This window comes from Klebsiella sp. CN_Kp097 (assembly GCF_040064495.1).
GTDB classification, from domain to species: domain Bacteria; phylum Pseudomonadota; class Gammaproteobacteria; order Enterobacterales; family Enterobacteriaceae; genus Klebsiella; species Klebsiella aerogenes.
Window position 1 is genome coordinate 1 of sequence record NZ_JBEAIL010000031.1, and the last position, 19,291, is coordinate 19,291.

The 19,291-nt window shown below is 51.1% G+C and carries 21 protein-coding genes, 1 tRNA gene and 1 pseudogene; 17 read left to right on the top strand and 6 right to left on the bottom strand.

The genetic code is table 11. The annotated features are described in order from the left end of the window. On the top strand, positions 1 to 215 hold a 215-nt coding region (locus ABLV07_RS22370), incomplete at its 5' end, for a hypothetical protein (protein WP_348861502.1). A gap of 15 nt (positions 216 to 230) precedes the next feature. Here ABLV07_RS22370 and ygfZ read toward each other — a convergent pair. Further along, positions 231 to 1,214, bottom strand: coding sequence for a tRNA-modifying protein YgfZ (gene ygfZ / locus ABLV07_RS22375; protein ID WP_032712495.1), 984 nt, complete (start codon positions 1,212 to 1,214; stop codon positions 231 to 233). Between the two features lie 223 nt (positions 1,215 to 1,437). On the opposite strand from ygfZ, the gene sdhE reads away from it, so the two are divergent. After that, the gene (gene sdhE, locus ABLV07_RS22380) at positions 1,438 to 1,704 is read left to right on the top strand and encodes an FAD assembly factor SdhE (RefSeq protein WP_015369791.1); all 267 of its coding nucleotides are present in this window, start codon (positions 1,438 to 1,440) and stop codon (positions 1,702 to 1,704) included. Further along, complete coding sequence (locus ABLV07_RS22385; protein ID WP_020077981.1) at positions 1,685 to 2,095, top strand: protein YgfX; 411 nt, start codon at positions 1,685 to 1,687, stop codon at positions 2,093 to 2,095. Before sdhE ends, ABLV07_RS22385 begins: the two co-directional genes overlap by 20 nt. A gap of 7 nt (positions 2,096 to 2,102) precedes the next feature. Here ABLV07_RS22385 and fldB read toward each other — a convergent pair whose 3' ends face one another. Further along, a complete protein-coding gene (gene fldB, locus ABLV07_RS22390) occupies positions 2,103 to 2,624 on the bottom strand; it encodes a flavodoxin FldB (protein ID WP_015369793.1) in 522 nt (173 codons plus the stop codon). Positions 2,625 to 2,724: 100 nt separating this feature from the next. Between fldB and xerD the strand changes: the two genes are divergently transcribed. The 5 genes from xerD (at position 2,725) to lysS (ending at position 8,807) form a co-directional block, all read left to right on the top strand. After that, positions 2,725 to 3,621, top strand: a complete 897-nt coding sequence (gene xerD, locus ABLV07_RS22395; protein WP_015703420.1) for a site-specific tyrosine recombinase XerD — start codon at positions 2,725 to 2,727, stop codon at positions 3,619 to 3,621. A 22-nt stretch (positions 3,622 to 3,643) separates the two neighbouring features. Beyond that, positions 3,644 to 4,357: a bifunctional protein-disulfide isomerase/oxidoreductase DsbC gene (dsbC, locus tag ABLV07_RS22400; RefSeq protein WP_348853335.1), complete on the top strand. Its 714-nt coding sequence runs from the start codon at positions 3,644 to 3,646 to the stop codon at positions 4,355 to 4,357. Between the two features lie 5 nt (positions 4,358 to 4,362). Beyond that, positions 4,363 to 6,096: a single-stranded-DNA-specific exonuclease RecJ gene (recJ, locus tag ABLV07_RS22405; RefSeq protein WP_348853336.1), complete on the top strand. Its 1,734-nt coding sequence runs from the start codon at positions 4,363 to 4,365 to the stop codon at positions 6,094 to 6,096. A gap of 85 nt (positions 6,097 to 6,181) precedes the next feature. Further along, a protein-coding gene (prfB, locus tag ABLV07_RS22410; RefSeq protein ID WP_096335406.1) for a peptide chain release factor 2 occupies positions 6,182 to 7,280 on the top strand; the annotation gives its coding sequence in 2 pieces (ribosomal slippage) (positions 6,182 to 6,256 and positions 6,258 to 7,280; 1,098 coding nt in all). Positions 7,281 to 7,289: 9 nt separating this feature from the next. After that, positions 7,290 to 8,807: a lysine--tRNA ligase gene (gene lysS, locus ABLV07_RS22415; RefSeq protein WP_348853337.1), complete on the top strand. Its 1,518-nt coding sequence runs from the start codon at positions 7,290 to 7,292 to the stop codon at positions 8,805 to 8,807. Positions 8,808 to 8,912: 105 nt separating this feature from the next. Here lysS and idi read toward each other — a convergent pair whose 3' ends face one another. Further along, positions 8,913 to 9,467: an isopentenyl-diphosphate Delta-isomerase gene (idi, locus tag ABLV07_RS22420; protein WP_015703418.1), complete on the bottom strand. Its 555-nt coding sequence runs from the start codon at positions 9,465 to 9,467 to the stop codon at positions 8,913 to 8,915. Positions 9,468 to 9,698: 231 nt separating this feature from the next. Between idi and actS the strand changes: the two genes are divergently transcribed. From actS to ABLV07_RS22440, 4 genes are all read left to right on the top strand, one after another. Continuing rightward, the gene (gene actS, locus ABLV07_RS22425) at positions 9,699 to 10,418 is read left to right on the top strand and encodes an amidase activator ActS (RefSeq protein ID WP_015369803.1); all 720 of its coding nucleotides are present in this window, start codon (positions 9,699 to 9,701) and stop codon (positions 10,416 to 10,418) included. Positions 10,419 to 10,498: 80 nt separating this feature from the next. After that, a tRNA-Gly gene (locus ABLV07_RS22430) sits at positions 10,499 to 10,572 on the top strand. A 522-nt stretch (positions 10,573 to 11,094) separates the two neighbouring features. After that, the gene (locus ABLV07_RS22435; RefSeq protein WP_045359433.1) at positions 11,095 to 11,631 is read left to right on the top strand and encodes a DUF2778 domain-containing protein; all 537 of its coding nucleotides are present in this window, start codon (positions 11,095 to 11,097) and stop codon (positions 11,629 to 11,631) included. 705 nt (positions 11,632 to 12,336) lie between these two features. Next, a complete protein-coding gene (locus ABLV07_RS22440; RefSeq protein WP_015703389.1) occupies positions 12,337 to 13,515 on the top strand; it encodes a nucleoside transporter C-terminal domain-containing protein in 1,179 nt (392 codons plus the stop codon). A 34-nt stretch (positions 13,516 to 13,549) separates the two neighbouring features. Here the strand turns inward: ABLV07_RS22440 and ABLV07_RS22445 are convergent, their stop codons facing one another. Beyond that, positions 13,550 to 13,792 carry a hypothetical protein gene (locus ABLV07_RS22445; RefSeq protein WP_020077988.1) on the bottom strand — a complete coding sequence of 81 codons (243 nt, stop codon included), beginning with the start codon at positions 13,790 to 13,792 and terminating at the stop codon, positions 13,550 to 13,552. On the opposite strand from ABLV07_RS22445, the gene ABLV07_RS22450 reads away from it, so the two are divergent. The 3 genes and pseudogenes from ABLV07_RS22450 to ABLV07_RS22460 all read left to right on the top strand — a co-directional run. Then, positions 13,686 to 14,972, top strand: a complete 1,287-nt coding sequence (locus ABLV07_RS22450) for an OprD family outer membrane porin (RefSeq protein ID WP_157195182.1) — start codon at positions 13,686 to 13,688, stop codon at positions 14,970 to 14,972. The genes ABLV07_RS22445 and ABLV07_RS22450 overlap by 107 nt on opposite strands. 43 nt (positions 14,973 to 15,015) lie before the next feature. Beyond that, the gene (gene aphA / locus ABLV07_RS22455) at positions 15,016 to 15,717 is read left to right on the top strand and encodes an acid phosphatase AphA (RefSeq protein ID WP_162866820.1); all 702 of its coding nucleotides are present in this window, start codon (positions 15,016 to 15,018) and stop codon (positions 15,715 to 15,717) included. A 124-nt stretch (positions 15,718 to 15,841) separates the two neighbouring features. Continuing rightward, positions 15,842 to 16,111: pseudogene (locus ABLV07_RS22460) on the top strand (hypothetical protein); the annotation flags it as partial. Positions 16,112 to 16,144: 33 nt separating this feature from the next. Here the strand turns inward: ABLV07_RS22460 and ABLV07_RS22465 are convergent. Then, entirely contained in the window at positions 16,145 to 16,663 is a 519-nt protein-coding gene (locus tag ABLV07_RS22465; protein WP_015703385.1) for a hypothetical protein, read from the bottom strand. Between the two features lies 1 nt (position 16,664). Beyond that, complete coding sequence (locus tag ABLV07_RS22470) at positions 16,665 to 17,453, bottom strand: winged helix-turn-helix domain-containing protein (protein WP_015369826.1); 789 nt, start codon at positions 17,451 to 17,453, stop codon at positions 16,665 to 16,667. Between the two features lie 643 nt (positions 17,454 to 18,096). On the opposite strand from ABLV07_RS22470, the gene ABLV07_RS22475 reads away from it, so the two are divergent. After that, positions 18,097 to 18,645: a fimbrial protein gene (locus tag ABLV07_RS22475; protein ID WP_015369827.1), complete on the top strand. Its 549-nt coding sequence runs from the start codon at positions 18,097 to 18,099 to the stop codon at positions 18,643 to 18,645. A 69-nt stretch (positions 18,646 to 18,714) separates the two neighbouring features. Continuing rightward, complete coding sequence (locus tag ABLV07_RS22480) at positions 18,715 to 19,263, top strand: fimbrial protein (protein WP_032712484.1); 549 nt, start codon at positions 18,715 to 18,717, stop codon at positions 19,261 to 19,263. The last annotated feature ends 28 nt before the right edge of the window (positions 19,264 to 19,291 follow it).

Genomic DNA, 19,291 nt, shown 5'->3' on the forward strand with positions numbered 1-19,291 from the left:
CTTACCGTGGCTACGATATTCTGCGGCCTGGAAATTCCACGGTGGCGCTGCGCTTACCGTGGCTACGATATTCTGCGGCCTGTAAATTCCACGGTGGCGCTGCGCTTACCGTGGCTACGATATTCTGCGGCCTGGAAATTCCACGGTGGCGCTGCGCTTGCCGCGGTCACGATGTTCTGCAGGCTGGTAGCCCGGCTGAGGCGCAAGCGCCGTAAGCCGGGAACTGTTCCTTAATCTTCTTCCAGCGAATACGGCAATGGCTTGATGCTCAGGCTGCCGGCATCATCACGCACGCGGAACACGCTGTCCGGTTCCATATCGTTATTCATCACCACCTGGACCATCAGGCTTCCGTCATCCAACTGTACGGCTGCCAGCACCGTACCAGTGCGGCGCCAGTTGTCGCCCATTTTCAGCTCCAGATCTTCCCCGGCTTCCGGCACCCGGCTGGCGGTACCCGCCAGCGTCCACAGCGCGCGTTTATTGGCGCCGCGGAATTTCGCCCGGGCGACCATTTCCTGGCCGGTGTAGCAGCCTTTCTTGAAGCTGATACCGCCCAACGCCTGCAGGTTGGTCGCCTGCGGAATGAACTGCGCGCTGTTTACGCTGTCGATAACCGGCAGACCGGCCTCGATGTTCAGCGCCAGCCACTGCTGGCTGTTGTTAAGCTGCGCTTCGCCGCGCAGCGCTTCCGTCACCCGGTTGGCGGTGTCGGCATCGGTCACCAGCAGGAAGCGTTCGGCAGGATGTTCAAACCACAGCAGGCTGGTCACGCCTTCGGTGACCACCGGTTTACCAGCGTCCGGCAGCGCGGCGAACAATGGAGCCAGCGCGGCGCGCGCCTGGAAACCGGCAACGCCCAGCAGGACCAGATCGTCGTTTGCGGCGATGGTGACTTTGGAGAAGACGGCATATTTTTTCAGTTCGGTCAGCTGCGCTTCGCGCAGGCTGCGGCGCTCAATCCACGCGAAACCGCCGTCGCGGTGGAAGACGCGCAGGTTGCTCCACATTTTGCCTTTGGCATCACAGTGCGCGGCAAGCAGATGCTGATCGGCGGTTAAATGGCTGACATCGGCGGTGATCTGCCCCTGCAGATACTTCTCGCCATCCGGACCGGTAATCGTCGCCAGCGCCCAATCATCCAGCGTCATCAGCGTTAACGGCAGACGAGCGGAAGAAGAGGGCTGACGCGGAGGAAAAGGTGTAAAAGCCATAGTCATATCCTGAATAGCTTAACGCAGAGTGAATGACTAATGGTAAAAGAGCTATGGTGCAATGCAAGCGCTTTCGGCAAGCCATTTGTGCCCTCAGGATGAGGTGAATAGCCAACCGGATTTTGGGCTTTTATGGAATGCTGCTCGCACAAGGCGATATTACTGTAAAGTAAGTGCCTAAAAAGGGTTAAACTAAGCTATATCTTGATGCTGGAAGGACAACATGGACATTAACAACAAAGCTCGCATCCACTGGGCATGCCGCCGCGGTATGCGCGAACTCGATATCTCCATCATGCCGTTTTTCGAGTATGAGTACGACACGCTCAGCGATGACGATAAGCGCCTGTTCATCCGTTTGCTGGAGAACGATGATCCGGATCTGTTTAACTGGCTGATGAATCACGGCAAGCCGGCAGATGCGCAACTTCAACGGATGATTAATTTAATCCAGACTCGGAATCGGGAACGTGGTCCTGTGGCAATCTGATTTACGTATTTCCTGGCGTTCGCAGTGGTTCTCGCTGCTGCTGCACGGGGTGGTGGCGGCGATAGTGCTGCTCATGCCCTGGCCGTTAAGCTACACCCCGATTTGGCTTCTGTTGCTATCGCTGGTGGTGTTTGACTGCGTGCGCAGCCAGCGGCGGATCCACGCCTGCCAGGGAGAAATTAAGCTGTTGATCGATTCCCGTTTACGGTGGCAAAAAACGGAATGGGATATCGTCGGGACGCCATGGGTTATCAGTAGCGGTATGCTGCTGCGCCTGAAGCATGCGGAAAGCGGCCGTAGCCAGCATTTGTGGGTGGCGGCGGATAGCATGGATGCGGGGGAATGGCGGGATTTGCGCCGGCTGGTGCTGCAAAAACCGGCGCACGACTAACTCAGGATCAGGCGAAGTGCTCCGCCATTTCGCCGAGGATCTGCTCGCACCAGTTCTGGATGCGCTCATCGCTCAGGTCGTACTGATTGGTTTCATCCAGCGCCAGGCCGACAAACAATTGGCCATCGGCGATAACCGGTTTCGGGCTGGTGAACTCATAGCCCTCGGTTGGCCAGTAGCCGACAAACTTCACGCCTTTGGTCGCCAGCTTATCGTGCAGCATCCCCAGCGCGTCAAGGAACCATTCGCCGTAACCAAGCTGATCGCCCATGCCGTACAGCGCGACGATTTTGCCATTCAGATCTAAGGCGTCGAGCTGTTCCCAGACCGCTTCCCAGTCTTCCTGAATTTCGCCGAAATCCCAGGTCGGGATGCCGAGAATCAGCACGTCGTACTGGCTCATCAGCGCGGGGGAGTCATCTTTCAGATTATGCAGCGTCACCAGCTCGGGGCCGATGATATCGCGGATTTTTTCCGCGGCCATTTCGGTGTAGCAGGTACTGGAGCCGTAAAAAAGACCTATATTCATCGCGTAAACGTCTCAATTCTTGCCGTGAATTGCGCCCAGTGTACCAGAAAGGCGGCCTCTTAAGGCATAATGAGGGCGTATAACGAACAAAGAGGCCGATGTGAAACAGGATCTGGCACAAATTGAACAGTTTCTCGATGCCCTTTGGCTGGAGCGTAATCTGGCGGAGAACACGCTCAGCGCCTATCGCCGCGATTTGACGATGTTAGTAGAGTGGCTGCATCATCGCGGGCTGTCGCTGGCGAGCGTCGGCAGCGACGATCTACAGGCGCTGCTGGCCGAGCGGCAAACCGGCGGCTACAAAGCGACCAGTACCGCACGGCTGCTTAGCGCCGTGCGCCGCTTCTTCCAGCATTTGTACCGGGAGAAAGTCCGCCCGGACGATCCCAGCGCGCTGCTGGCTTCGCCGAAGCTGCCGCAGCGGCTGCCGAAAGATCTCAGCGAGGCGCAGGTTGAGCGTCTGCTGCAGGCGCCGCTGGTGGAGCAGCCGCTGGAGTTGCGCGATAAGGCGATGCTGGAAGTGCTGTATGCCACCGGCCTGCGCGTCTCCGAACTGGTTGGCCTGACGATGAGCGATATCAGTCTGCGACAGGGCGTACTGCGGGTCATTGGTAAAGGCAACAAAGAGCGGCTGGTGCCGCTGGGCGAAGAGGCGGTGTCATGGGTAGAAAATTACCTTGAATACGGCCGCCCGTGGCTGCTGAACGGCGTGGCTTCGGACGTGCTTTTCCCCAGCCAGCGCGCGCAGCAGATGACGCGCCAGACATTCTGGCACCGCATTAAACACTATGCCGTACTGGCGGGGATCGACAGCGCGAAGCTCTCCCCGCACGTGTTGCGTCATGCGTTTGCCACGCATTTGCTCAATCACGGCGCCGATTTACGCGTGGTACAGATGCTGTTAGGACACAGCGATCTCTCCACCACGCAGATCTACACCCACGTGGCGACCGAACGGTTACGACAACTTCATCAACAGCATCACCCGCGGGCGTGAGTGCTGAATAAAAGGACTGAGTATGAAAAAAGGTTTATTGATGTTCACCCTGCTGGCGGCTTCACTCTCCGGCGCGGCGCATGCCGATAGCGCGGCGATCAAACAGTCGCTGGCGAAACTGGGTGTGCAGAGCACCGATATCCAACCGTCGCCGGTTTCCGGGATGAGCACGGTGCTCACCGACAGCGGCGTGCTGTACGTCACTGACGATGGCAAACACATTATTCAGGGACCGATGTATGACGTTAGCGGCGCGCAGCCGGTTAACGTCACCAACCAGTTGCTGGTCGGCAAGCTGAACGCCTTAACCAAAGAGATGATTGTCTATAAAGCGCCGAAGGAGCAGCATGCCATTACCGTCTTTACCGACATCACCTGCGGCTACTGCCACAAACTGCACGAGCAGATGAGCGACTATAACGCGCTGGGGATCACCGTGCGTTATCTGGCCTTCCCGCGCCAGGGGCTGCAAAGCCAGGCCGAGCAGGATATGAAAGCGATCTGGTGTGCGAAAGATCGTAATAAAGCGCTGGATGACGCCATGAATGGTAAAGGCGTGCAGCCGGCGAGCTGCAGCGTAGATATCGCCAAACATTATACCCTCGGGGTGCAAATGGGCGTCAACGGCACCCCGGCGATGGTTCTCAGCAACGGCATGGTGCTGCCGGGCTATCAGGGGCCGAAAGAGCTTAAAGCTTTCCTCGACGAGCATCAAAAACAGACAAGCGGTAACTGATTCGCGTGAAACAACAGATACAACTACGCCGCCGCGAGGCGGTTGATGGCGTCGACCTCCCCGCCGACCTGCCGCCTCTGCTGCAGCGGTTGTATGCCAGCCGCGGCGTGCGCAGCGCGCAGGAGCTGGAACGCGGCGTCAAAGGCATGTTGCCATGGACGCAACTCACCGGCGTTGAAAAAGCCGTTGAAATGCTGCATGACGCTTTCCAGAAAGGGTTACATATTGTGGTGGTCGGCGATTTTGACGCCGATGGCGCCACCAGTACCGCGCTCAGCGTGCTCGCCTTGCGCGCGCTGGGCTACGGTAACGTTTCCTATCTGGTGCCGAACCGTTTTGAAGACGGCTATGGTTTAAGCCCGGAAGTGGTCGAGCAGGCGCACGCGCGCGGCGCGCAGATGATCATGACCGTCGATAACGGCATTTCATCACATGCCGGCGTCGATCACGCCCATAAGCTCGGTATCCCGGTGCTGGTGACCGATCACCACCTGCCGGGCGATACGCTGCCGGCGGCGGAGGCCATCGTTAACCCTAACCTGCGCGATTGCGACTTCCCGTCAAAATCACTGGCCGGGGTCGGGGTGGCGTTTTATCTGATGCTGGCGCTGCGCACCTTCCTGCGCGATAACGGCTGGTTCGAGGCCCGCGGTATCGCCGCGCCAAACCTTGCCGAGCTGCTGGATTTAGTGGCGCTGGGCACCGTTGCGGACGTGGTGCCGTTAGATGCCAACAACCGCATCCTGACCTGGCAGGGGTTAAGCCGCATTCGCGCCGGAAAATGTCGGCCAGGCATTAAAGCGCTGCTGGAAATTTCCAACCGCGATCCGCAAAAGCTTGCCGCCAGCGATCTCGGTTTCGCCCTCGGGCCGCGCCTGAATGCTGCGGGGCGGCTGGATGATATGTCCGTCGGCGTTGCACTGCTGCTGTGCGATAACATCGGCGAAGCGCGGGTGCTGGCCAATGAGCTCGATGCGCTTAACCAGACGCGTAAAGAGATTGAACAGGGGATGCAGGCCGAAGCGCTGACTCTGTGTCAGCAGCTGGAACGCAGTAGCGACACCCTGCCCGGCGGGCTGGCGATGTACCATCCGCAATGGCATCAGGGGGTAGTCGGCATCCTGGCATCACGGATTAAAGAGCGCTTCCATCGCCCGGTTATCGCTTTTGCGCCTACCGGCGACGGCACGCTCAAAGGTTCTGGCCGCTCCATTCAGGGGCTGCACATGCGCGATGCGCTGGAGCGCCTTGATACGCTTTATCCTGGGTTAATCCTGAAGTTTGGCGGCCACGCGATGGCGGCGGGCTTATCGCTGGAAGAGGCGCGTTTTGAAGAGTTTCAACAGCGCTTCGGCGAGCTGGTGACCGAGTGGCTGGATCCCGCATTATTGCTGGGCGAGGTGGTTTCCGATGGCCCGCTGGCGGCGGCGGAGATGAGCATGGAAGTGGCGCAGATGCTGCGCGATGCCGGGCCATGGGGGCAGATGTTCCCGGAACCGTTGTTTGATGGCCGTTTCCGCCTGCTGCAGCAGCGGCTGGTGGGCGAGCGTCACCTGAAAGTGATGGTCGAGCCGGTTGACGGCGGGCCGCTGCTGGACGGTATTGCCTTCAACATCGATACTTCCATTTGGCCGGATAATGGCGTGCGTGAAGTACAGTTAGCCTACAAGCTCGACATCAACGAGTTCCGCGGCAACCGCAGCCTGCAGCTGATCATCGATCACCTCTGGCCAAATTGACAACAGTGTATTAATAAGGGCGCGAATCCGGTAGAATTCCGCTCTTATCACCGCATTTTGACAAATCCATTAAAAGAAACCGACCATGTTTGAAATAAATCCGGTAAAAAACCGCATTCAGGACCTCACGGAGCGCTCCGACGTTCTTAGGGGGTATCTTTGACTACGATGCGAAGAAAGAGCGTCTCGAAGAAGTAAACGCCGAGCTGGAACAGCCGGACGTCTGGAACGAACCTGAGCGCGCACAGGCGCTGGGCAAAGAACGTTCTTCTCTGGAAGCTATCGTCGAAACGCTGGATCAGATGACCCAGGGTCTGGAAGATGTCGCCGGACTGCTGGAGCTGGCGGTAGAAGCCGAAGACGAAGAGACCTTCAACGAAGCGGTTGCCGAGCTGGACGGGCTGGAAGAGAAGCTGGCGCAGCTTGAGTTCCGCCGCATGTTCTCTGGCGAATATGACAGCGCCGACTGCTATCTCGATATTCAGGCCGGTTCCGGCGGCACCGAAGCCCAGGACTGGGCCAGCATGCTGATGCGCATGTACCTGCGTTGGGCGGAAGCGCGCGGCTTTAAGACCGAAATCATCGAAGAATCCGAAGGTGAAGTCGCGGGCATTAAATCGGTGACCATCAAAATCATTGGCGATTACGCCTACGGCTGGCTGCGTACTGAAACCGGCGTTCACCGCCTGGTGCGTAAGAGCCCGTTCGATTCCGGCGGCCGCCGTCATACCTCCTTTAGCTCGGCGTTCGTTTACCCAGAAGTTGATGACGATATCGATATCGAAATTAACCCAGCCGACCTGCGCATTGACGTATACCGCGCGTCCGGCGCCGGTGGTCAGCACGTTAACCGTACGGAATCCGCGGTGCGTATTACCCATATCCCGACCGGGTTAGTGACGCAGTGCCAGAACGACCGTTCGCAGCACAAGAACAAAGACCAGGCCATGAAGCAGATGAAAGCGAAGCTTTATGAGCTGGAAATGCAGAAGAAAAATGCCGAGAAGCAGGTGATGGAAGATAACAAATCCGACATCGGCTGGGGCAGCCAGATCCGCTCTTACGTGCTGGACGACTCGCGTATTAAAGATCTGCGCACCGGGGTGGAAACCCGCAACACTCAGGCGGTGCTCGATGGCAGCCTGGACCAATTTATCGAAGCAAGTTTGAAAGCAGGGTTATGAGGAACCAACATGTCTGAACAACAAGCACAGGGCGCTGACGCGGCAATTGACCTTAATAATGAACTGAAAACCCGTCGTGAGAAGCTGGCTGCGCTGCGTGAGCAGGGCGTCGCATTCCCGAACGATTTCCGTCGTGACCATACCTCTGACCAACTGCACGCTGACTTCGATGCCAAAGAAAACGAAGAGCTGGAAGCGCTGAATGTCGAAGTGGCCGTTGCTGGGCGCATGATGACCCGTCGTATCATGGGTAAAGCGTCTTTCGTTACCCTGCAGGACGTCGGCGGCCGCATTCAGCTGTACGTCGCGCGCGATGATCTGGCGGAAGGCGTCTACAACGATGAGTTCAAAAAATGGGATCTCGGCGATATCATCGCCGCCCGCGGTAAGCTGTTCAAAACCAAAACCGGCGAGCTGTCCATCCACTGCACCGAGCTGCGTCTGCTGACCAAAGCCCTGCGCCCGCTGCCGGACAAATTCCACGGCCTGCAGGATCAGGAAGCGCGCTACCGTCAGCGTTACCTTGATCTGATCTCCAACGACGAATCCCGTAACACCTTCAAAGTACGTTCGCAGATCCTGGCTGGCATCCGTCAGTTCATGGTTGGCCGCGGCTTTATGGAAGTAGAAACCCCGATGATGCAGGTGATCCCAGGCGGCGCTTCCGCGCGTCCGTTCATCACCCATCACAATGCGCTGGATCTGGACATGTACCTGCGTATCGCGCCGGAACTGTACCTCAAGCGTCTGGTGGTTGGCGGCTTCGAACGCGTCTTTGAAATCAACCGTAACTTCCGTAACGAAGGGATCTCCGTTCGCCACAACCCAGAGTTCACCATGATGGAACTCTATATGGCGTATGCGGATTATAAAGATCTGATTGAGCTGACCGAATCCCTGTTCCGCACCCTGGCGCAGGACATCCTCGGTAATACCGCGGTGCCTTATGGCGATCAGACTTTCGATTTCGGCAAGCCGTTTGAAAAACTGACCATGCGTGAAGCCATCAAGAAATACCGTCCGGAAACCGAGATGGCGGATCTGGATAACTTCGATTCCGCGAAAGCGATCGCTGAGTCTATCGGCATCAAAGTTGAAAAGAGCTGGGGTCTGGGCCGTATCGTGACCGAGATCTTCGAAGAAGTGGCGGAAGCGCATCTGATCCAGCCGACCTTCATCACCGAATACCCGGCAGAAGTTTCTCCGCTGGCCCGTCGTAACGACGTGAATCCGGAAATCACCGACCGCTTTGAATTCTTCATCGGCGGCCGCGAAATCGGTAACGGCTTTAGCGAGCTGAACGATGCCGAAGACCAGGCGCAGCGCTTCCAGGATCAGGTTGACGCGAAGGCCGCAGGCGACGACGAAGCGATGTTCTATGACGAAGACTACGTCACCGCGCTGGAACACGGCCTGCCGCCGACCGCCGGTCTGGGTATCGGTATCGACCGTATGGTGATGCTGTTCACTAACAGCCACACCATCCGCGACGTTATTCTGTTCCCGGCGATGCGTCCGCAGAAATAATCGCTTTTCGCGAAAAGCAAAAACCCGGCTTGCCGGGTTTTTTTATATTTGATGTCAAGGTTCGTCGCTGGCGTAGCCCGGCTCTTTAATGCTCGTCACTCGCGGTTACGCGCGTAAACGCGCGACAAAGTCTATCAACGCCTGACGCGCGTTTTTGTTTTTGGCTTCCAGCACCATCCACGGGCTAAAGGCCCACGGGGTAGCGGCCAGCGCGCTTAACATTTCCGGCAGCTCAACCCACTGATAATCCATGACTTCATCATCATTAGGTTGTAGTTCGCTGACCACGCGTGCGGCAAAAACCGGGCAGACTTCGTTTTCGACGATGCCATTCGGTGCGACGGCGCGGTAGCGGAAGGCCGGGTGGACGGGGGCAATATCAGCGATCTCGACGCCCAGTTCGAAGCGGCAGCGCCGGGTGACGGCCTGCTCGAAGGTTTCGCCCTGTTGCGGATGTCCGCACACTGAGTTAGTCCACACGCCGGGCCAGGCTTTTTTGCTAAGCGAGCGGCGCGTGACCAGGAACTGGCCTTGCTCATTGAACAACCAGCAGGAAAACGCGAGATGCAAAGGGGTATCGAGCGTGTGGGCGGCATACTTCTCCAGCATACCTGTGGGTTTATCTTGCTCATCCAGCAAAATGACGTGTTCCCCGGCCATGACGACTCCTGAAAAAAATAAATGACCCGGCACAAACCCGCCGGGTCATGTACTCAGGCCACTAGGGTAGCCCATAAATGGGAGAAAGGCATTACCAAAACAAGCCCTGCAGGTATTCGTCGGGCGAGAACAATAGTAGAAAAAGCCCAGAACATTGGGGATCGTCCATCGGGCTGGTATGATATTCGCCCATGATGCCGAGATGAGAAACCGTTGAGTGCAGGACGCCTGATGAAAACACGCTTTTATATCGCGATAATGCTGCTTGCTAGCCTGACTTTAGCCGGCTGTTCCAGTACTTCCGATTCTGGGTCCACCTATACCGTGAAACGCGGCGATACGCTGTATGCGATCTCCCGTAGTACCGGCACCAGCGTACGCGATCTGGCGCGCCTGAATAACATCTCTCCGCCATACACTATTGAAGTCGGACAGAAGCTGAAACTTAACGGCGGTTCGAAAGCAAAAAGCAGCACCGCCGGGAAAAAATCCTCCAGCACCCGTACTGCCGCCGTAACACCATCATCGGCGGTGCCGCAGTCCTCATGGCCGCCGGTGGGGCAGCGCTGTTGGCGCTGGCCGACCAGCGGTAAAGTGGTGATGCCGTACTCCACCCGCGATGGCGGCAATAAAGGTATCGATATCGCCGGTACCCGCGGCCAGCCGGTTTACGCCGCCGGCGCCGGTAAGGTGGTCTACGTCGGCAACCAGCTGCGCGGCTACGGTAATCTGATTATGATTAAGCATAACGAGGATTACATCACCGCGTATGCGCATAACGATAAGATGATGGTTAACAACGGCCAGAGCGTGAAGATTGGCCAGCAGATTGCGACCATGGGCAGTACGGACGCCGATTCCGTACGGCTGCATTTCCAGATTCGCTATCGCGCCACGGCCATCGACCCGCTGCGTTATCTGCCGCCGCAAGGCAGTAAGCCTAAGTGCTAAAAGGTTATTTTATCAGCAGTTAGCCCAATTCGGGCTTGCCACAGGGTGCGTAAGGTCTATAATGCTTTTCGCACCTCTTCGCGGGCGTAGTTCAATGGTAGAACGAGAGCTTCCCAAGCTCTATACGAGGGTTCGATTCCCTTCGCCCGCTCCATATCTCCTGAATAATCAATAAGTTAAATTATTCAGTCAGTTGCGTTGCCCTGCTTGACAGGTACAACTTAAACAACCCATTGTACTACGCCCGCACCTGTCGCGTGATTGGTCTGTGGTACAGGGGAGCATATCTTCACACTGGCAGTCGTTCCATCGTTCATACTGCGACAGTCCAACATGAACATAAAGCCGTCTACCCGGCATAATTCCCCAGGTTTTCAGTGAAGCGCATTTTTGCCGATGCTCCTACATGCCATACGTCGAGATGACGTTGCAGGGAATAAACAAGTTTATGGTGGTGTTCGTACCTGCACACGAAATGTAGGCTCTGCCAGCGGTTCGGCCTCTCTCCTTCGGGTACATGGTCATCCTGATAAACTTCACTGTCTAACATACCCTGATGTTGTCGCCTGGCGGCTCCGCACGTTGTCTTACCACCAGCGGGCTTTATGGCTGCTATTGTTTTGAGATTAGGTAACAACTACTATCAGGTAAAGTTACTGGATGGAGCCTCGAATAGATGCAAATTTGCAGAATGAACTATAACGACCTATCCCCGGATGGAAGAACGGTAAAACTACATTGCTATGGTGTCGGCTCGTTTGATGTGTTGTCTGGCATTGACCGCTATATCAATAATCCTAATTGTTCAGACCGAGAGAAAGCGGCAATTCCCCCGGGCACATATTGGATAGTTGATCGACCTGTTGGGAGCATAGTTAACCAAGTCCGGGCGGAAGTGATCGATATGGCACACCTTTACAAAAATCATCATTCGGAATGGTTCGGCTTGTTCAGTAACGACACCATGAGTGATCATATCTTCGTTAATGGCATGATGCGTGGTAGCTTCCGTCTCCATCCTCTGAATACTGACGGCAGCGGAGTTTCATGGGGCTGCATCACTCTCTATAAATCTGCTGAGTTTCAGATTCTCCGGCACTCACTGTTGAATCGTAAGAAAGTCCGGGTTCCCGGTGGACGTGGCCTTATGGCTTACGGGCGAATCGACGTTCAAGGTATTCCAGATTATAGCAAATGCGTGGTATCACGATGAGAAAGAGCTTATGTGTTTTTGCATTTATCGTGCTGACAATCCTATTCGTGTGTATCCTTCCTGACGGTTTCATCTATCATTATGTAGAGAAAAACGTGGAGATTAGTGGTGACGGTGAGGCAGCGGTGGATAACTTTGAATCTGTTATTCTGCTAATCAAGTTGGGTGCATCCGCAGTGCTCTCCTTGCTCATAGTTTGGGTAGCTAACCGTCGATACAAATAGCCAAGAAAATCCCTAATCAGTACTAAACGTCTTCATACTTGGGCAGCGGTACCATTTTTGGACCTCTGCCTCTTCTGTCCTTTGACTGTCTGCATAGATACAGATTTTCCCATCACTGCTACCAGGCCTGCCTGGCCCTGCTGGAAAACAGCAGGAAACCGCCTCATGAAATCCTACCTAATCAGATGCCGGAATAGCATTGCCGTCGGCAGAAACGTTGAAAACTTCAAAAAGCCATGAAAATAAAACAGATGCGCTTACATTGAAAGAGTCATCACATTTTGTGATGTTATCATTCAAACATAAAATGTGATGATAGTGACTTTTAAGACCGGTAATTTTGTGTTCTTGTGACATTTGTCACTTTAAAGATGTTCATCATTGTTATAGTTCTAACATTGATTATGCTGATGATTCAGATAAATCTTATTGACGCATTCTTTGGTTTATCAGCTAGGGATGAAGATTGTTAGGGGAAAAGATGAAGTATCTTATTGGTATCATGAGTTTTTTAGTAATTTTCATTCTTGCAATCCTTGCCAGTAACAACCGGGGGGCTATACGCTATCGGCCATTGGTCGTGATGTTATTCTGTCAATTCACGTTTGCCGGTTTGTTGTTGAAAACAAGCCTGGGTAACCAGGTGATAGCCGTTATTGCTGGCGCGTTTGCCCATTTAATGGCCTATGCGAGTGAAGGGGTTAACTTTGTCTTTGGTGGTTTGCAAAACCACGGCGAGCTCTCTTTCTTTATTAGCGTCCTCTTGCCTATAGTTTTTGTGTCCGCTCTTATTGGTATTCTTCAACATCTGAAGATACTAGGCTTCCTTATCCGTTACATCGGATTGGGACTCAGTAAGATTAATGGTATGGGGCGGCTTGAGTCGTATAATGCGGTTGCTTCTGCAGTATTAGGTCAATCAGAAGTATTTATTTCAGTTAAGCAACAACTGGGACTTCTACCTCAACATCGTCTTTATACGCTGTGCACATCTGCGATGTCGACTGTGTCAATGGCCATAGTTGGTGCTTATATGGCGATGTTAGAACCGCGCTATGTAGTCACCGCTCTGGTGCTGAACCTGTTTGGCGGGTTTATAATTGCATCTCTACTTAATCCTTATCAGGTCGAACCACAAGAGGATATTCTTACCGTATCCGAGGGCCATCAAAGTTTCTTTGAAATGTTAAGTGAGTATATTTTAGATGGTTTTAAAGTTGCGCTCATTGTTGGGGCAATGTTGATTGGATTTATTGCGTTAATCACTATGATGAACGCCATATTTACCGCAATATTTGGCATCTCATTTCAGGCGCTTCTGGGATATTTGTTTGCTCCTATGGCCTACCTGGTTGGTGTTCCATGGCATGAAACGGTGGATGCAGGGAGTCTGATGGCCACCAAAATTGTAAGTAATGAATTTGTCGCGATGCTGAGCCTGAAAAGTATGGCTGCTGAATTCTCAGTACGTACTATGGCTGTACTTTCGGTATTCCTGGTATCGTTTGCTAACTTCTCATCTATTGGCATCATCGTAGGTGCTATTAAGGCGCTGAATAATGAACAGGGTAACAGCGCGGCTCGTTTTGGCTTGAAATTATTATATGGTGCTACGTTGGTAAGTTTCCTTAATGCGACCATTGTTGGCCTGTTTTTCTAAATTCACAAAGTAATAATCTAATAGTATGTAATCATTATGCCTCAACGTTTTTAAATGTTGGGCCCTTACTCAGCTTTAATAATAAAGAAGCAATATAAGGGATTATTGATATGTTAAATTGCTGTTTTTTAAATAAACCTCTGGCTACGATTTTATTAATGTCTGCATCAATGTCACCGATATATGCAGCTGAAGAATCGAGGAGTAGACCATCAAATGGTGTAACTAACTTTATCACAGACAGTAGCGCTGATATTTCCTTGAGAAACCAATTCAAAAACCTTAACTCCTCTGACTATGGTGAAAGGTCAGTGCAAACAGCCTGGGGGCAAGGGGTAACATTAGATTTCCGTTCGGGTTATATTGCCGATATTATTGGTTTTGATACATCGTATTATCAAGTATTTAAGTTGGCCGCAAGTGATGATTTCGCTGGGCGCAGCGTCTTATACAATGATAATGGGAAAGCGAAGGGATTTCATAAATTTGGCCAGTTATATGCTAAATTGAAACTTGACGGTGAAGATAGTTATTTCAGACTGTATTCTGGTTGGCAGATTATCAATAAATGGGGAGCGTTGACGAATTCGAGTCGTGCGATACCAAGTACCTATCAAGGATGGAAGATGGATAGCGAGTTTGGCCGACTCGCTTTTCGCGGCGCATGGGTTGACCGATACAGCGATCGTGATTCTCCTGAGCAGGTTCATTTCCAGACTGCCGATCGTAAGAAAAATATAAGTTACCTGGCTACAGGAGAGCTCAGCTATAAACAAAAGGATTATAGTGTGCTTTATTTTTATGGCGAAAGTCATAACTATATGCAGCGGCATGGCGTGGAAGTCGGTTGGCAGCCTCAGTCTTTAGCTAAGAATCAGGGCCGAGTACTTACCATGTTATATATGAACCATGGTCTCAAAGATTTCAAAGCGATGAGTGCTGATTATCGTCCATTCAATAATGATGCATGGCATGCTGCATTTTACCTGGAATGGAAACAGCATAAGTGGAAAAATAAGTTTGGTGCATCCTGGACCAGGGCCAATTCTTCAGACGATCACCTTGGGTATTTTGAACGACACATGGCAAAGAATAGTCGCGGAAGATTCAATTCTATGGCGGATGCATGGGGTAATGACTACGTCGGTAATAATGAAAAATCGGTGACATGGACGACGGAATATAACTTAACGCCAGAAGTGAATATCGGGTTACAAAGCGCTATTGGATGGGGGGTGAAATACCACTCCCAAACAATTGAGCGTGGTGAGACTATTTTGTTCTCAAGGTGGAAACCATCGTGGGAAAAGAATTTAAGTTTCCAGTTGTCCGGTGGCCCTTCCTGGAATTACCAAAGTAAAAAAAATCGACCAATTCTAACCGACGATGGTAGACCAAAGCGTGCAGTTAATCATTCTATCGAATTCCAGATTGATTATGCATTTAATCTATTCTAATTGCTAACCTGTTTAAGGATAAATATCCATGTATAAATATAAAATGATTCGTTCAGCGGCTTTCGTTAGCGCTCTTATTTTCAGTGTGCCAGCTTTTTGTGCCAATCCGGTGTCATCCGATACCGGTATCGGCGCAACATTGCAGCAGATTACCGAGCAATATCCTATTCATTTCATTTCTATAGAGCAAATTGTTAAAGAGTTAAAGAATAAGCCGCCGATGGATGTCGGTTTTGATATTGATGATACTATTTATTATTCTACTCCTGCATTTATCCATGGTCAGAGAGAATTGTCACCTAAAAGTAATGAATTCCTGAAGAAAAGTGAGTTTTGGGATCGACTTAGTAACGGTTGGGATAGTTTTTCCGTCCCCAAAAAATCTGCATCTGAATTGATTAAACTGCATCTGGAACGTGGAGATCGTATTTGGTTTGTCACCGGCCGCCCAAAACCCACTAACGGAAAAGAGACGGTGACTGAACTGTTGGGGAGAGACTTTTCCATCCCGCATGAAAAACTTAATAAAGTTATTTTTGCCGGAGAAGATAAAGGGGCAAAAGTACAATATATCCGTGACCGAAATATCAAGTTATATTATGGAGATTCAGATGGCGACATTAAGGATGCTCGTGAAGCTGGCGCAGAACCTATTCGCGTGATGCGTGCACTGAACTCCTCTAATCAGCCTATGCCTCGCAACGGCGCGTTAGAAGAAAAAGTATTGGTTAACTCTGACTACTGATTGTTTCATTTTCGCCCCCACCAGCCTGGGTGGGGGTAGCGAAAACTGAGGAATATATGGCGCAGGGAGTTTGGGCATCTGATTAAAGGTAATATACTTACCTCAACACAAAGCAGGTGATTTCATGAACAACAAAACTAAGCATACTTTCCCCCTGGGTTCAGGCTGGAATGTGCATAGCTGATTGGTATAAGAGTTACTCTTATCGACAGGCCAGTGGGGCAATGAATGTCGGTTTTATCCCTTTCGAAACCTGGATTAGTCAGCTCAGGCGGAAGCGGCAGGATATTTTCTTTGAGGTATAAATTAAGGTTTAACTTACAAAATGGTCCGTGCTACAACGGGGCATATCTTATCGGCCACATCCGTGCTACCGGACGAACAATACATCAGGTCATCCTTAACCCGACGCATATCCAGAAGGTGATTAATCTGCGAAGTGATTCATTACGCAGGCGAAGCGGGGTGAAAAGTTATCGCCAATAAGAACCGTTTCCTCATTCAGCCGCTTTAACATATACAGCTTGTCGGCATGTTCGTAAGCGTCGAAGAAGAGGTAATCGACAGCATCTGTTGCATTATCATCGGGGGATTTTTCGCGTCCCTCGGGGGTTAGCATGAAAACGCCGGCAGTATGTCCAAGCGGACGAGCATACCGAAAGAACAATTTTCGGTTTACAGCAAACTCGCCGTCATCGCTTTTGAGCTTTCCTTGCACTGATAATGAAAGGTGCCCGGAGTTGTAGCTGGTAATCAGCATGATTCCGTGGAGTTCCTTTTTGGTATTCTGGATGTCGATTATCGACGTGAATTCCGAGGAGCAGGAAAAACTGATTTCTTGTTTTTTAGCATTCCCAGTGATAATCAAATAGGCGATAGCTGCCAGCCCAATAATGACGATTACGACTGACCAGAGTAAAAAAGAGTGATCGCTTTCCTGCTTCATATCATTCCTCATGATGGCGATACTGGCTGATGCAATGGTAATAGCCGAGGTTGAGGCCGCATTCAGCGGCAAACGACCACTCAACCAGGTTATGGTTGCTCGCCCAGGTATTAAGATACAGGTCTTTAGGGTGCGAGCAGTTGGGGCTAATCCCCACGGACTTGAAAATATCCAGCGCTTTCTTTTCGGTTATCGTGTCGGTGAGGGCATTTCCTAATATATGTACACGGCATTGCTCGTAGTCGATGGTTCGTAAGATAGCTGCGTCCGTCATGGCTATATGATTGGGTATCCATGTTAACCACGCTGTTGCCAGCACGGCGATGCTGGTAATTAACGCTGTGATAGCGACAGGCCACCGGTTTGGTTTCTTTCTCCTCGGCGTCGATGCAACATAGGCAACTCTGGCGGCCGTTTGCGCTTCTTCCTGTAGCTGAATATTGATATTGACGTCGCCCATCCGAAATCCAATACGAGGAATGGTAACGATGAGTTCTGCAGGATGACCTGTCGACGTAATGGCTTTGCGCAAAAATGAAATGTGCTGGTTAAGATTCGCATCCGTCGCTCTGGCGCCATTATGCTGGAAAACATTCAGCAGAATTTCATCGCGCGAGGATATCTCTTTACCATTTTGCAACAAATAGAGCAGTAATTGTGTAGCCACGTTATTCAATGTGGCTATTTCACCAGATGCCACGTCTTTTAGGGTATTTTTAAGTGGTCTGAAAACTAAACCATCACCAATAATTACGGATTTAATTTTGTTTATTGGTATATGAGAAATCACTGATGTCTCCTTTAAAGCAGGATATCTCGCATTCGAGTGGGGGAAGCAACAGCATAACATAATTCATTTATAAAAAGAGGTTGTGCCATAGATCGCTTTATTATCATTTACATAACAATATTTTAATATTCTTTATGTAATCATTCATTCTCCTTCCTTTCTTTCACTATCTTATTGTCAGCACTCACTTTTGGTATCCCTTTCAATTTTTAAAAATATTTTATAAATATATTTTGCCAGTTATCTGTTCTAAATTAAAAAATAGTTGATAGTTAAAAACTCTATAAAAACTATAAATAATAGACATTAACACTGTTAGTTGCGTGCTTTTTGGCTAATTTTTAGGTAAATGATCGATCTGTAGGCGGGAAAGCAACACGATTTCCTGAGTTTGATTGATTCCGTATTTTGGCATTGTGTCAATTTTTCGTCGACTTAATATAAGCCCCGAAACAGCGTAAACGACTGTGGACGGTATTTCTGATGGAATACCAATGAACTTCAAAATACGGTGCGGTTTGAGATGGATTGTTTGCAAGGATATGCGCTGCCGCCTCCGCGAGATCGGGTTTTCCCGGACAGGAATTGTCTGCGGAAATAGATCGTCGGAATAACCAAAAACAGATATAAGGTTAAGAGTAATATGAAAATGAAAAACGTGGCTGTGGCCTGTGCGCTGATGGCGGGAATGACTTTTACTGCCTCTTCTGCTTTCGCTGCAAAAAATGTTGAACCGACTAACGGTAAAATCCACTTCACCGGCTCTCTCGTTAATTCTGCATGTGGTCTGGCGCCAGAATCCAGCCCGGTGCAGGTGAATTTTGGCGAGATCCCAACTTCTCAGTTAAAAGACAACCAACGTGCTGGCGTTAAACATGCCAAAATTGTTCTGCAGGGTTGCGATACGACTGTCGCAAAAACCGCTACCGTGACTTATACCCCGGCAACGATTGATGCAGACAACAACGCGCTAGCCGCCTTCACCTCTGGTACTGCCAAGGGCGCAGGCATCGGTATGGTTGACAGCGGCAACCAGGATGTTGAGTGGGGTAAAGCTGCCTCTCAGGTCAACATTACCGATGGCGAAACCGACATTGATTTCGTCGCTTACCTGCAGGCAAACAACGCATCTGCAGCGGTAACTCCGGGTGATTTCGAATCTACCGTTAATTTCCAGATCGATTATCAGTAACGATCTGCAGCGGGCGCATTATCGCGCCTGCTTAACCCTTCCTGCGAATAACTGAAAGGAAATGCGGTTATGCCTGGATGGCGTATTTTACTGCTTTTTATCTTCATATCGCCTGCATGGGTTTCGGCTGACACTCTCCGTCTTGTCAGTACGCCCGGAAAAATGCGTATGCGGGGAAATATTATTGAGGCTGCTTGTTATGTCGATCCGCGCGACCGGTCGCTACTGGTTGAATTCGATGATCTCTCAGCCAGAGATATTTCCGGTAAACCTGAAAAAGTATCTGCGCATAATTTCAGCATTCATTTGCTGGGATGCTCACTAGGGGATTCTCAACACCCCGGTAATGTGTTTCAACGCGCCAATATTACTTTTTCCGGTGCCCCCGATAGGGACAATCCAGATTATCTAAGCGTGCAATCGGAAACTGAAAATTTAGCGATAGAAATATACGACAGCAAAGGACAGCAAATTCACTTGGGCGAACCATCACCGGACTATGTACTTAACCCAGGAAAAAATACGCTCAAATTTACGGCTTATTTGATCTCCCGCGACGGAAGAATGACATCTGGCGAATTTACTGCGGTCACGCATTTTGTTGTGAATTATCTCTGAGCTGCACTGCATTTCGGGTATCTGAAGG